The organism is Actinomadura sp. WMMA1423 (assembly GCF_006547145.1).
Taxonomy (GTDB): Bacteria; Actinomycetota; Actinomycetes; order Streptosporangiales; family Streptosporangiaceae; genus Spirillospora.
Window position 1 is genome coordinate 2,651,647 of sequence record NZ_CP041244.1, and the last position, 12,230, is coordinate 2,663,876.

Sequence of the window (12,230 nt, forward strand, 5' to 3'; positions counted from 1 at the left end):
GTCACGAGTCGGCCGCCTTCGGCTCGGCGGCGCGCCGCCCCGCGGACTCCGGGCCGGCCGGTCCCGCCTGCTCGGGGACCGCGCCCTCGGGCCCGCCGGCGTCACCGGCGGCACCCGGACCGCGGGCGTCACCGGCGGCACCCGGACCGCGGGCGTCACCGGCGGCACCCGGACCGCGGGCGGCCGCGGCTCCCGGGCCCCGGGCGCCTTCGGCGGCGCGGCGGCGCTCCTCCAGCACCTTGTGGTGGTCGTAGGGCACGGCGGGGGGCTCCTGGCCGCGCAGCTCGCCGAGCAGGGCCGTGATCGCGGCCATGATGTCGTCGGTCGCGGCGCGCAGGGTCTCGCGGTCGAGCGGGAGGCCCTCGTACCGCGACAGGTCCACGGGGGGCCCGGCGATCACCTGCATCGTCTTGCGGGGCAGCGGGTGCAGGCCCTTCTTCAGGCTGCCCGCGAGCCCCTTCTGCTCACCCTTCTTGTAGGGCATCAGCTCGTGCGCGCCCCAGCTGGCGACCGGGACGACCTTGGCGCCGGTCTTCAGCGCCATCCGCGCGGCCCCGGTCTGCCCGGTCATCGGCCACAGCTCGGGATCGCGGGTGCAGCTGCCCTCCGGGTAGAACATCAGGCACTCGCCGTCCAGGAGGGCCTGCTCGGCGTCCCGGAGGGCCATGGACGCGTCGGCGCTGTCGCGGTAGACGGGGATCTGGCCGGTGCCGCGCAGCACGGCCCCGATGAACCTGACGTCGAACAGCGTGGACTTGGCGAGGTAGACGGGGTAGCGGCCCGCCTCGTAGACGAAGTGGGCGAGCGCGAGGGGGTCGGACTCGGAGATGTGGTTGGCGGCGATGATGACGCCGCCCTTCCTCGGGACGTTGCCCCGCCCGCGCCAGTCGCGCCTGAGCAGCCCGTACAGCAGCGGTCGCAGGATGACGATCGTGAGCCTGCGCCACCTCGGCGAGTAGCGGTGGCCCGGGCGTCCCTCCCGTGAGGAGGCGACCCCCTGCTTCGCTGCGCTCATCACGCCCCTCCCTCGATCCGTCCCCCAGGTGAACCCGGGGTGTCCTCAAGTGTCGCGGTTGCGTGCGCATAGTGTCGAGTTGCCATGTCTACACCAGCACCCTCCGCGGAAGCGCAACGGACGCCTCCGCCGCTCCGGTGGTCGCTCGTCGTCCCCGTGAAGGTCCTCGCCAAGGCCAAGACCCGAATGTCGGCGGCGGCCGGGCCGCACCGGGAGGCCCTCGCGCTCGCCGTCGCGGCCGACACGGTCGCCGCCGCGCTGCGCTGCGACCGGGTCCGCGACGTGATCGTGGTCACCGACGATCCCCTTCCGGCGGCCGAGCTCGCCGCCCTCGGCGCCCGGATCGTGCCGGACGTGCCGGACGCCGGCCTGAACCCGGCCCTGGTCTACGGGGCCGGCCGGGGCCGCGAACTGGCCGCCGACGCGGGTGTGGGGGCGCTTTCAGCTGACCTGCCCGCTTTGCGGCCAAACGAACTCGCCCGCGTCCTGGACGCCGCCTCCGCCGCTCCCGAGTCGTTCGTGCCGGACGCGGCCGGCGTCGGCACCACGCTCTACACGGCCCGCCCGGGCGTCACGTTCTCCCCCGCGTTCGGCGGCGACTCGCGGACCGCCCACCGCGCCCGCGGCGCCCGGGAGATCCTCCTCCCCGACACCGACAGCGTACGCCGCGACGTGGACACCCCCGACGACCTCCGCGCGGCGCTCGCGCTCGGCGCCGGCCCCCGCACCGCGGCCGTCGCGTCCCGGCTGCCCTCGTTGGCCTAGAGTCTGGGGCATGCAGGGAACGGTGAAGGCGTTCGACGCGCGGACCCGCTCGGGGAGCGTGCTCCTCGACGACGGGACGGAACTGCCCTTCGACGCCGAGGCGTTCGCGGCGGGCGGCCTGCGGCTGCTGCGCTTCGGCCAGCGCGTGAACCTCGCGCTGGCCGGCGAACGGATCTCGGCGGTGACGCTGTCGACCTTCCCGCTTCCCGCCCCGCCCGCCTGAGGGGCCCCGCCGCCCCGCCCTCCCGGACCGGGCACCGGTTCCCCGGCCGGGCCGAGAAACGCGTCAGCGCCCGGGGCCATGCGGTCCCGAGCGCTGACGCGGTGAAGCACTACTTCTTGCCGGCCACCAGGTTCTTGAAGTCGGCGCCCGCCTTGAACTTCGGCACGGACGTCGCGGGAACCTCGATGGTCTTGCCCGTTGCGGGATTGCGGGCCGTACGGGCAGGCCGGTCGGCCTTCTCGAACGAACCGAACCCGGTGATCGCGACCTTGTCGCCCTTGGCGACTGCGGTCTGGATCGCCTCCAGGATCGCGTCGACGGCCTCGGCTGCGGCCTTCTTGCTGCCCAGCCGGTCAGAGATGGCGTCGACCAGCTCACGCTTGTTCATGGGTTACTCCTCTAGTTCCCCCCTTGCCCGAACGAAACTAAGGGACCCTCACCATGGACACAATCACCTGCACGCAAACGATGGCGTGTCGCTGGCGTTTTTGTCGGTCTCGCCCCCGTCTCGCCCGGTGACCGGACCGGATCCGGCCACTGCGCACGCTAACCGACGTCGGGCCCGTCTTGGAAATCGGCGAGGAACGCGTCCAGCCTGCGAGCGGCCAGTTCGGCGTCCCTCTTGGCCAGATCGGTGATCGCCAGCAGGTGCCGGATGAGCCGCCGCCGGTCCTGCGGCGGGAGCGGGGCGACGGCTCGATGAGCGTCACGCAACTGGCGTGCGAGCTGCGTCAACGTCGGGTCGTCCCACTCTGGCCCGGTCCACGGGGCCGTGCTCATCTGGAGTCCCCAAACGGTCGGCGGTCTTCGGACACTGGGAGAATTCTCCCTCGTGCCCGTGACGGCCGGCGCGTCCGGGGGTGCGTTCGGCGCGTCCGCGGCGCCGGAGGGCCGGCGCCGCGGACGGCGTGTCGCGGATCCGCCGCGCGCTACACCGTGGTGGGGAGCAGCGGGTTGCGGGTGCTTTCGAAGGTGCCGATGTCATCGGCGTGGCGCAGCGTGAGGCCGATGTCGTCCAGGCCCTCCATGAGGCGCCAGCGGGTGTAGTCGTCGATCTCGAACGGCGCGACGTCCGCGCCCCAGCGGACCTCGCGCTCGCCCAGGTCGACGGTGATCTCCAGGCCGGGGTCCTTCTCGACCGCGTCCTGCAGCGCCTCGACCTGCGCGGCCGTGAGCACGACCGGCAGCAGGCCCATCTTCGTGGAGTTGTTGCGGAAGATGTCGCCGAAGCGCGGCGCGATCACGACGCGGAAGCCGTACTGCTGCAGCGCCCAGACCGCGTGCTCGCGGGACGAGCCGGTCCCGAAGTCGGGCCCGGCCACCAGGATGCCCGCGCCCTCGTACCGCGGCTTGTTCAGGACGAACTCCGGGTCCTCGCGCCACGCCGAGAACAGGCCCTTGTCGAATCCGGTGCGGCTGACCTGCTTGAGCCACACGGCCGGGATGATCTGGTCGGTGTCGACGTTGCTGCGGCGCAGCGGGACCGCGCGCCCGGTGTAGGTGGTGAACGCTTCCATCGTGGCTCCTCTACAGATCGGCGTCATTCCGGGGGGACGACCCCCCAGGCCCCCCGGCGGCTTCGCCGAGGTCATGGGGCGCGGCCAGGTGCCCGGTGACGGCGGTCGCGGCGGCGACGGCGGGCGAGACCAGGTGCGTGCGCCCGCCCGGTCCCTGCCGGCCCTCGAAGTTGCGGTTGGACGTGGAGGCGCTGCGCTCGCCGGGCGTGAGCTTGTCGGGGTTCATCGCCAGGCACATCGAGCAGCCGGCCTCGCGCCACTCGGCGCCGGAGGCGGAGATGACCGCGTCCAGGCCCTCCACCTCCGCCTGCTTCTTGACCTCCATGGAGCCGGGGACGACCAGCATCCGCACGCCCTCGGCGACCTTGCGGCCCTCCAGCACGCCGGCGACGGCGCGCAGGTCCTCGATTCGGCCGTTGGTGCAGGAGCCGACGAAGACGGTGTCGACGGCGATGTCGCGCAGCGGCGTCCCGGCGGTCAGGCCCATGTACTCGAGCGCGCGCTCGGCGGACTGGCGCTGGACCGGGTCGTCGAAGGACGCGGGGTCGGGCACCGACCCGCCGAGCGGCAGGCCCTGGCCCGGGTTCGTCCCCCAGGTGACGAACGGGGTCAGCTCGGCCGCGTCGATCACGACCTCCCGGTCGAAGACCGCGTCGTCGTCGGTGCGCAGGGACGTCCAGTACTCGACGGCGCGGTCCCAGTCCTCGCCCTGCGGGGCGTGCGGGCGGCCCTTGAGGTAGGCGAAGGTGGTCTCGTCCGGGGCGATCATCCCGGCGCGGGCGCCGGCCTCGATGGACATGTTGCAGACCGTCATGCGGCCCTCCATCGACAGCGACCGGACGGCCTCGCCGCGGTACTCGACGATGTGGCCCTGGCCGCCGCCGGTGCCGATCCGGGCGATGATCGCGAGGATCAGGTCCTTGGCGGTCACGCCCTCCGGCAGCGCGCCCTCGACCGTGACGGCCATCGTCTTCGGCCGGATCTGCGGCAGCGTCTGCGTGGCGAGGACGTGCTCGACCTCGCTGGTGCCGATCCCGAACGCGAGGGCGCCGAACGCGCCGTGCGTGGAGGTGTGCGAGTCGCCGCACACGACGGTCATGCCGGGCTGGGTCAGGCCCAGCTGCGGGCCGATGACGTGCACGATGCCCTGGCCGTCGTCGCCCATCGGGTGCAGCCGGATCCCGAAGTCGGAGCAGTTCTTGCGCAGCGTCTCGACCTGGGTGCGCGACACCGGGTCGGCGATCGGCTTGAGCAGGTCCGTCGTCGGGACGTTGTGGTCCTCGGTGGCGATCGTCAGGTCGGGGCGGCGGACCTGGCGGCCCGCCATCCGCAGCCCGTCGAACGCCTGCGGGCTCGTGACCTCGTGGACCAGGTGCAGGTCGATGTAGAGGAGGTCGGGCTCGCCCTCGGCGTGCCGTACGACGTGCGCGTCGTACACCTTCTCGGCCAGTGTTCGGCCCATCACTCCCACCTCACCTGTGCTGGTCGTCGGCGCGTCCTCGCGCCGTGGTCCCGGTCGCCTCGACTTGCATCTCAAATTTCGAGACGGCAATATCAAGACATGGACAACTCTAGCGGAGTCGGCGTACTTGACAAAGCGGTGCTCGTACTGAACGCACTGGAGGCCGGCCCGGCCTCGCTCGCCCAGCTCGTCCAGACGACGGGGCTGGCCCGTCCCACCGCCCACCGGCTGGCCGTCGCGCTGGAGCACCACCGCCTCGTCCACCGCGACACGCAGGGGCGCTTCATCCTCGGGCCGCGGCTGGCCGAGCTCGCGGTCGCGGCGGGCGAGGACCGGCTGCTCGCGATCGCGCAGCCCATCCTCGCGCAGCTCCGCGACCACACCGGCGAGAGCGCGTCGCTGTTCCGCCGGCAGGGGGACGTCCGGGTCTGCGTGGCCGCCGCCGAGCGCACCAGCGGCCTGCGCGACACCATCCCGGTCGGCGCGGCGCTGCCCATGACGGCGGGATCGGCCGCGCAGATCCTGCTCGCCTGGGAGGAGCCCGACCGCCTGCACCGCGGGCTGCGGGGCGCCAAGTTCGAGGCCACGACGCTGGCGTCCGTCCGGCGCCGGGGGTGGGCGCAGAGCGTGGGCGAGCGCGAGCAGGGCGTCGGGTCGGTCTCGGCCCCCATCCGCGGCGCCGGCGGACGGGTGATCGCCGCCGTCTCGGTGTCCGGGCCCCTCGAACGCCTCACCCGCTCCCCCGGACGCCTGCACGCCGCCCCCGTCGCCGCCGCCGCCGAGAAGATCTCCGAGGGCATGCGCCGCACGGCGTCCTGATCCCGCGGCCTGATCCGGCCGCTTCACGAATCACCACAAGCCGGACGGACATTGGATTGTGCCGGTCTCCGCCCGTCCCGCCTCGCTACCGTTGGCCTCCGGTAAAGGGGGTGCAACGTGCAGATCTCCGAGCTCAGCGACCGGAGCGGGCTGACGGTCCAGACGATCAAGTTCTACATCCGGGAGGGCCTGCTGCCGAAGGGGTCGATGGTGAGCGCGACGCGTTCGGAGTACGACGGGCGGCACCTGGAGCGGCTCCGGCTGATCAGCGCGCTGCGCGAGGTCGGCGACATGCCGATCTCGGCGATCCAGGAGATCATCGAGGCCGTCGACGACGACGGGGTCGGCATGCACCAGTTGTTCACCACCACCCAGCACGCGGTCGGCCCGTACGTCGCCGCCCCGCACGACCCGCACTGGCGGGCCGCCCGGGAGGACGTCGACGCCCTCGTCCGCGAACTCGGCTGGCGCGTCGGCGAGCGCGCCCCCGCCCGCGACCTGCTGGCGCACTCGTTCGTGGCGCTGCGCCGGCTCGGCTTCCCCATCACCCTCAAGGACCTGCGCCCCTACGTGAAGGCCGCCACCGAGGTCGCCGAGCACGAGATCGGACGGGTCGCCGACGGAGCCCCCCGGGCCCGGACCGTCCATTCGCTGCTGGTCTCGACCATCCTTTACGAGCAGGTCCTCACGGCCCTGCACCGGCTGGCCCAGGAGGACGCCTCGGCGCGCCGCTTCGACCGCGACTGACCCCTCCCACCAGGCATTCCCGGGATGGACGGTCGGAATTACCATTCATATGACGACAGAACCCGGATAACGGGAAATTCGCGCTCTCGCCTAATATGAAAGGCGATGACCGCGACGACGCCTCCGGGCCCCTCCGGCGGCAGGTGGACCGACCGCCTGCTCGCCGAGGGCAGCGACCCCGATCCGCGCTTCACCATGGCCAACGAGCGCACGTTCCTGGCCTGGATCCGCACGGCGCTGGCGCTGATCGCCGGCGGCATCGGCCTCGCCCTGGCGGGCGACCTGATCGAATCGCCGCTGCGCCAGGTGCTCGCCGTCGGCTTCGCCGCGGGCGGCGCCCTGGTCGCGGTGCTGGCGTTCCGCCGGTGGCTGCGCACCGAGCGCGCCCTGCGCCGCGCCGAGACGCTGCCGCCGCCCGCGCTGGCTCCGATCATGTCCTACGGGCTGGCGGTCGCCGCGATCGCCCTGCTGGTCGCGCTGCTGGTCACCAGGTGAGGCTCCGCGACCCGGGCGCGCAGCCGGAGCGGACGGCGCTCGCGTGGTCGCGCACCACCCTCGCCCTGATCGGCGCGGGCCTGCTCTGCGTGCGGCTCGCCCCCTCGGCCCCGGGCACGGTCCTCGCGGCGGCGGTCGTGTGCGGCGGGGCCGCGCTGATGCTGCGCCGCACCCGCAGGAGCTTCCACGCCCGGCGCCACCTCCCGTCCGGGGCGGGCACCGCCGACCCGGTCTCGATCCTGATCACGACCGGTCTCGCGGTGCTCCTGGCGGCGGTCGCCGCCGCCCTGGCCTTCTGAACGGCCTTCTGAACGGCCATCTGAACGGCCTTCTGAACGGCCTTCTGACCACACCCGACCATCGAGGCATGCTCGCCGCGCATGGCTGGCGTGCGAAGTCTTCGCTGGTGGCATGGCGTCCCGGCGCCTAGCGTCGGTCGCGCCATGACACGAATCGCCTTTCTCGGACTGGGACGCATGGGCGTCCCGATGGCCCGCCGGCTCGCCGCCGCCGGGCACGACCTGACCGTCTGGAACCGGACGCCCGCCCGGGCCGCGCCGCTCGCGGGGGCCGGCGCCGCCGTCCGCGGCACCCCCGCGGAGGCCGTCCAGGACCGCGAACTGGTCGTCACGATGCTCACCGACGCGACCGCCGTCGAGGACGTGCTGTTCGGCCCGGACGGTGCCGCCCCGGCCCTGCCGTCCGGCGCCGTGGTCGTCGACATGTCGACGATCGGGCCGGAAGCCGTCCACCGCGTCCGCGGCCGGCTGCCCGAGGGGATCGGGTACGTCGACGCGCCGGTGTCCGGAAGCGTCCCGCAGGCGGAGGCGGGCGAGCTGGTGATCCTCGCCGGTGCCGCGCGGGACGATCTCGCCCGCTGCGCCGGTGCGCTCGCCGCCCTCGGGGACGTCCGGCACGTCGGCCCGCCCGGCTCGGGCGCGGCGCTCAAACTGGTGGTCAACGGCGCGCTCGTCGGGAACTTCGCCGTCCTCGGCGAGGCGCTGGCCGTGGCCGACCGGCTCGGCGTCGACCCCGGTCTCGCACTGGACGCGCTGGCCCGCACCAGCCCCCAGGCCCGCCGCCTCAGGGAGGCCGCGGACGGGGAGCCGCCGCGCTTCACGCTCGCGCTGGCGGCCAAGGACCTCGGCCTGGCCCTGGACGGGTCCCCGCCCGCCGGCGTCCTCTCCGCCGTCCGGGCACGGGCGGAGGCCGCGCTCGCCGCCGGGCTGGGCGGCCACGACCTCATCGCACTCGCCGACCACATCAGGAGGACCCCACCGATGCGCGTGACGCTCGCCAACCCGGATACCGTTCCGGCGCCGCCGAACCCCAACTACTCCCACACCGCGTACGTGACGCAGGGGGCGATGCTGTACGTGTCGGGGCAGATCGCCCTCGGCGCGGACGGCGAGGTGGACGAGCCCGGCGACATGACCCGCCAGTCGGAGGTGATCCTCTCGCTGCTGGAGCGGATCCTCGCCGCGCACGGCGCGAAGTTCGACGACGTGGTCAACATCCGGACGTTCATCACCGACCTGGACCGGGTGCGGGAGTACGGCGCCGTCCGCAGGCGGTACTTCACCGGCCCGCCGCCGACCAGCACGACCGTCGAGGTGCCCCGCCTGTTCCACCCCGACGCCCTGCTGGAGGTCGAGATCGTCGCGGCGGTCCCCTAGCCCCCGCCGCCGGGGCGCTGCCTCCCGTCTCCGCCCTCGGGCCGCAGGTCCTCGGCCACGTCCCGCAGGTCCGCGAGGAACGCGGTGACGGCCGGGGACCTGCGCGCGTGCCGTCCCACGGCCGCGTAGACGGTCCTGCGGGGCTGGTCGGACGTCACGGCGCGCAGCACGACGCCTTCCCGGGCCAGGGCGGACGCCGCCAGCGCCGGGACGAGCGTGACGCCGAAGCCCTCGGCGATCAGCCCCAGCTTGGAGATCCACTCGGCGACCCGCAGCGGCGTCTGCGGCACGAACCCGGCAGCCTCGCACCGGGCGCGCAGCGCCGCGATCGCCTCCGGGTCGTCGGCGACGATCCACGGCTCGTCCGCCAGCTCGGCGAGCGGGACGCGCTCGCGCCCGGCGAGCCGGTGGCCGCTCGGCAGCGCGACGAGCAGCGCGTCGTCCAGCAGGGTCACCAGGCCGCCCGGGTCGATCGCCGAGGCGGCGATCGAGGGGACCTTGTGCGTGCTGACCAGCGCGATGTCGAGATCGCCCGCCTCCAGCATCGGCAGCAGGCGCTCGGTCGTGCCCTCGCGCAGCAGCGGCCGGACGCCCGGGTGCCGGGCCCGGAACCGGGCGAGCGCGCGGGGCAGGAGCGCGGCGTTGACGGTGGGGAACGCGCCCAGCCGCAGGGTTCCGGTGTCGAGCCGCCGCAACCCGTCGAGCGCGCGGGCGGTGTCGGCGAGCCGGTCGAGGAGCCCCCGCGCGTGCGGCAGCAGGTACTCCCCGGCGGGCGTGGGGCGCACGCCCCGAGCGCCGCGCGCGAACAGCTCCACCCCGCAGACGTCCTCGAGCGCCGCGATCTGCCGCGAGACGGCCGACTGGGTATAGCCCTCCGCGGCCGCGGCGGCCGTGAAGGAGCCGAGGTCGGCGACGGCCACGAAGGTCCGCAGCAGGACGGGGTCGAGGGCTTCGGCGCGCACTCCCCGGAGCATACGGGGGCGGTGGATAGCATCGGCGCATGGTGGGGAGCCGTCCTTTCGTGAGTCTGGCGACCGACTTCGGGGCCGCCTATACGGCGATCTGCGCGGGGGTCGTCTACTCGATCGCGCCGGCGGCGAACGTGCTCGTGCTCAGCGACGAGATCACCCCGTACTGCGTCCGCGAGGGGGCGATGCTGCTGCGCCAGGCGCTGCCGTACCTGCCGGTCGGGGTGCACGTCGGGATCGTCGACCCGGGGGTCGGCACGCCGCGGCTGCCCGTCGCGATCGAGACCGGGCGCGGCGACGTGCTGGTCGGGCCCGACAACGGCCTGCTCGTCCCGGCCGCGGGGAAGCTGGGCGGCGCCGTCCGGGCGCACGCGCTGGAGGATCCCGCCTACCGGCTGCCCGAGGTGTCGACCTCGTTCCACGGGCGTGACGTCTTCTCCCCCGCCGCCGCGCACATCGCCTCCGGCGTCGCCGTGTCCGATCTCGGCGCGGAGGTCGAGCCGCGCCCGCTGGACGTCCCGCCGCCCTCGGTCGGACGCGGGGAGCTGACGGTCCCGGTGCTCTACACCGACCGGTTCGGCAGCCTGGTCCTCGGCGCCGAGCGCGAGGACCTGGCTGCGGCGTTCGGCGAGCTCGCCCCGGGCGCCCCGCTGGAGGTCGCGTGGTCAGGGACCGCCGCCCGAGCGGTGCCCGTCACGTTCGAGGAGACCTTCGGCGGCGTCGCGCCCGGTGCCCCGCTGCTGTGGATCGACTCGTCCGGCTGGCTGGGCCTGGCGGTGAACCAGGGTTCCGCGCGCGACGCCTTCGGCCTGGCGGAGGTGGAGTTCCTCACCCTCCGCACCGGGGCCGGCCGGCCTGCGGGAGACTGACCGACGTGGAAGATCTTGACGTCGTCGCATGGATCCAGGTCTCGGCCGGCCGGATGCTCGCCGTCCGCTCCCGGGGCCGCGACCTGCTCTACCTCCCCGGCGGGAAGCGGGAACCGGGCGAGGACGACTGGTCGGCGCTGTCCCGGGAGGTCCGCGAGGAGCTGGACCTGGAGCTGGACCGGACGTCCTTCCGGGAGCTGGGCGTCGTCCGGGCGCCGGCCCACGACCAGCCCGACTTCGCGCACGTCCGCATGGCGTGCTTCACCGCCGCCTTCCGCGGCGCGATGTCGGCGGCCGGTGAGGTGGACGAGTACGTCTACGTGGGACGAGGGGAACGGCACCTGCTGGCACCGGCCGCGCAGGCGGCCCTCGACCTCGCCGAGGAGCACGGCCTGCTCGCCTGACCGACCTTCGGACCCCGCGTCCCGCGACTTTGGTCGCCGCGGCGTGGTCCGGTGGCCGCTGCCCGCGCGGCCCGTCCCCGGAAGGCTCGGGAACGGGCGGCTCGACCAGCGAGGAGCAGACGTGTCACAGAAGCAGGCCGTGTCACAGAGGACGGCGGCGCGGATCAGCCGCAGGACCGTGATCGCCGGGGCCGGCGCGGCCTCAGTGTCCGGGGCGGCCGTCGTCGCCTGCGACGCGATGACCGGTACCGCCGGCGCCGCGCCGGTCCGCGGGCGGCCGCTGCCGCAGCGCGGCGTCAACTACGACACCGAGCGCGAGGTGTGGAGGCCCGCGTACGTGCGCCGCGAGATCCGGGCGATCCGCCGCGACCTGCACTGCAACGCGGTCATCCTGCTCGGCTCCGACCTGCGGCGCCTCATGCTCGCGGCCCGCTGCGCGGCGCGGGAGGGCATGTTCGTGTGGTTCGAGGCCCGCCAGTTCGACCGGGACGCGCGGACGACGCTGGAGTTCCTCGCGGCGGTCTCCCGCGCGGCCGAAGGGCTCCGCCGCACCCATCACGGCGTCGGGATCTCGGTCGGCTGCGAACTCACGATCTTCATGGCCGGGCTGGTGCCCGGCAGGGACTGGCTGGAGCGGGCCGCCAACCTCGGGACCCCCGCGGGCGAGGGCTACAACGAGCGGCTGAACGCGTTCCTCGCCCGGGCGCTGAGGACGGTCCGGCCCCTGTTCGGCGGCCGCGTCACCTACACCTCCGGCGTCTGGGAGGAGGTCGCCTGGCGCGGTTTCGACGTCGTGGGCGTGGACCTGTACCGGGACGAGTCGAACGAGGCGACCTATGCCCGGGACGTCCGGACCCTGCACCGGTTCGGCAAGCCCGTCGTCATCACCGAGTTCGGGTGCTGCACCTACCGGGGTGCGGACAGGCGCGGCGGCGAGGGGTTCGACATCGTCGACTGGTCGCAGGACCCGCCCGTCGTCCCGCCGGGCTACGTCCGGGACGAACGGACGCAGGCCCGCTACATCTCCGAGCTGCTGGACGTCTACGAGGCCGAGGGCGTGTACGGCGCCTTCGTCTACGACTTCATCGAACCCGACGGCGCCTGCTCCCCCGACCCCGCCAAGGACCTCGACATGGCCGGTTTCTCCCTGGTCAAGGTGCTCCGTCCCGAGACGGGCCTCGGCTACGAGAAGACCGGCCATTTCGAGCCGAAGCTCGCCTTCCGCACCCTCGCCCGCCGCTACGCCCCTGGGCGGTCCTGAAAGCCGGAC

16 protein-coding genes are annotated in these 12,230 nt (G+C 73.9%); 10 read left to right on the forward strand and 6 right to left on the reverse strand.

The genetic code is table 11. From position 1 onward, the window contains the following. Nucleotide 1: 1 nt before the first annotated feature. Nucleotides 2–1,015: a 1-acyl-sn-glycerol-3-phosphate acyltransferase gene (locus FKD65_RS12280; RefSeq protein WP_240810108.1), complete on the reverse strand. Its 1,014-nt coding sequence runs from the start codon at nucleotides 1,013–1,015 to the stop codon at nucleotides 2–4. An 84-nt stretch (nucleotides 1,016–1,099) separates the two neighbouring features. Here FKD65_RS12280 and cofC point away from each other — a divergent pair, with 84 nt between their 5' ends. Then, nucleotides 1,100–1,780 (forward strand): 2-phospho-L-lactate guanylyltransferase, encoded by a 681-nt coding sequence (gene cofC / locus FKD65_RS12285; RefSeq protein WP_141577626.1) that lies wholly within the window; start codon nucleotides 1,100–1,102, stop codon nucleotides 1,778–1,780. Between the two features lie 10 nt (nucleotides 1,781–1,790). Further along, a complete protein-coding gene (locus tag FKD65_RS12290; protein WP_141577627.1) occupies nucleotides 1,791–2,003 on the forward strand; it encodes a hypothetical protein in 213 nt (70 codons plus the stop codon). A gap of 109 nt (nucleotides 2,004–2,112) precedes the next feature. Here the strand turns inward: FKD65_RS12290 and FKD65_RS12295 are convergent, their stop codons facing one another. The 4 genes from FKD65_RS12295 to leuC form a co-directional block, all read right to left on the reverse strand. Continuing rightward, nucleotides 2,113–2,391, reverse strand: coding sequence for an HU family DNA-binding protein (locus FKD65_RS12295; protein ID WP_026403810.1), 279 nt, complete (start codon nucleotides 2,389–2,391; stop codon nucleotides 2,113–2,115). 158 nt (nucleotides 2,392–2,549) lie between these two features. Continuing rightward, complete coding sequence (locus tag FKD65_RS12300; RefSeq protein ID WP_141577628.1) at nucleotides 2,550–2,783, reverse strand: hypothetical protein; 234 nt, start codon at nucleotides 2,781–2,783, stop codon at nucleotides 2,550–2,552. A gap of 149 nt (nucleotides 2,784–2,932) precedes the next feature. Further along, the gene (gene leuD, locus FKD65_RS12305; RefSeq protein WP_141577629.1) at nucleotides 2,933–3,520 is read right to left on the reverse strand and encodes a 3-isopropylmalate dehydratase small subunit; all 588 of its coding nucleotides are present in this window, start codon (nucleotides 3,518–3,520) and stop codon (nucleotides 2,933–2,935) included. Between the two features lie 10 nt (nucleotides 3,521–3,530). Next, nucleotides 3,531–4,982 (reverse strand): 3-isopropylmalate dehydratase large subunit, encoded by a 1,452-nt coding sequence (gene leuC, locus FKD65_RS12310; protein WP_141577630.1) that lies wholly within the window; start codon nucleotides 4,980–4,982, stop codon nucleotides 3,531–3,533. 99 nt (nucleotides 4,983–5,081) lie between these two features. Here leuC and FKD65_RS12315 point away from each other — a divergent pair, with 99 nt between their 5' ends. The 5 genes from FKD65_RS12315 (at nucleotide 5,082) to FKD65_RS12335 (ending at nucleotide 8,719) form a co-directional block, all read left to right on the forward strand. Continuing rightward, entirely contained in the window at nucleotides 5,082–5,801 is a 720-nt protein-coding gene (locus tag FKD65_RS12315) for an IclR family transcriptional regulator (RefSeq protein ID WP_141577631.1), read from the forward strand. 117 nt (nucleotides 5,802–5,918) lie between these two features. Continuing rightward, on the forward strand, nucleotides 5,919–6,548 hold the full coding sequence (locus tag FKD65_RS12320) for a MerR family transcriptional regulator (RefSeq protein ID WP_141577632.1): 630 nt from the start codon (nucleotides 5,919–5,921) through the stop codon (nucleotides 6,546–6,548). Nucleotides 6,549–6,653: 105 nt separating this feature from the next. After that, nucleotides 6,654–7,043, forward strand: coding sequence for a YidH family protein (locus FKD65_RS12325; RefSeq protein ID WP_141577633.1), 390 nt, complete (start codon nucleotides 6,654–6,656; stop codon nucleotides 7,041–7,043). Then, nucleotides 7,040–7,342, forward strand: coding sequence for a DUF202 domain-containing protein (locus FKD65_RS12330; RefSeq protein ID WP_141577634.1), 303 nt, complete (start codon nucleotides 7,040–7,042; stop codon nucleotides 7,340–7,342). The genes FKD65_RS12325 and FKD65_RS12330 overlap by 4 nt, the downstream gene beginning before the upstream one ends. A gap of 144 nt (nucleotides 7,343–7,486) precedes the next feature. Beyond that, nucleotides 7,487–8,719: an NAD(P)-binding domain-containing protein gene (locus tag FKD65_RS12335; protein ID WP_141577635.1), complete on the forward strand. Its 1,233-nt coding sequence runs from the start codon at nucleotides 7,487–7,489 to the stop codon at nucleotides 8,717–8,719. Here the strand turns inward: FKD65_RS12335 and FKD65_RS12340 are convergent. After that, complete coding sequence (locus FKD65_RS12340; protein ID WP_205718640.1) at nucleotides 8,716–9,681, reverse strand: LysR family transcriptional regulator; 966 nt, start codon at nucleotides 9,679–9,681, stop codon at nucleotides 8,716–8,718. The genes FKD65_RS12335 and FKD65_RS12340 overlap by 4 nt on opposite strands. Nucleotides 9,682–9,740: 59 nt before the next feature. Here FKD65_RS12340 and FKD65_RS12345 point away from each other — a divergent pair, with 59 nt between their 5' ends. The 3 genes from FKD65_RS12345 to FKD65_RS12355 all read left to right on the forward strand — a co-directional run bounded on the left by FKD65_RS12345 (nucleotide 9,741) and on the right by FKD65_RS12355 (nucleotide 12,221). Then, nucleotides 9,741–10,556, forward strand: coding sequence for an S-adenosyl-l-methionine hydroxide adenosyltransferase family protein (locus tag FKD65_RS12345; protein ID WP_240810109.1), 816 nt, complete (start codon nucleotides 9,741–9,743; stop codon nucleotides 10,554–10,556). A 5-nt stretch (nucleotides 10,557–10,561) separates the two neighbouring features. Then, nucleotides 10,562–10,960: an NUDIX domain-containing protein gene (locus FKD65_RS12350; protein ID WP_141577638.1), complete on the forward strand. Its 399-nt coding sequence runs from the start codon at nucleotides 10,562–10,564 to the stop codon at nucleotides 10,958–10,960. 121 nt (nucleotides 10,961–11,081) lie between these two features. Continuing rightward, the gene (locus FKD65_RS12355) at nucleotides 11,082–12,221 is read left to right on the forward strand and encodes a hypothetical protein (RefSeq protein WP_205718641.1); all 1,140 of its coding nucleotides are present in this window, start codon (nucleotides 11,082–11,084) and stop codon (nucleotides 12,219–12,221) included. The last annotated feature ends 9 nt before the right edge of the window (nucleotides 12,222–12,230 follow it).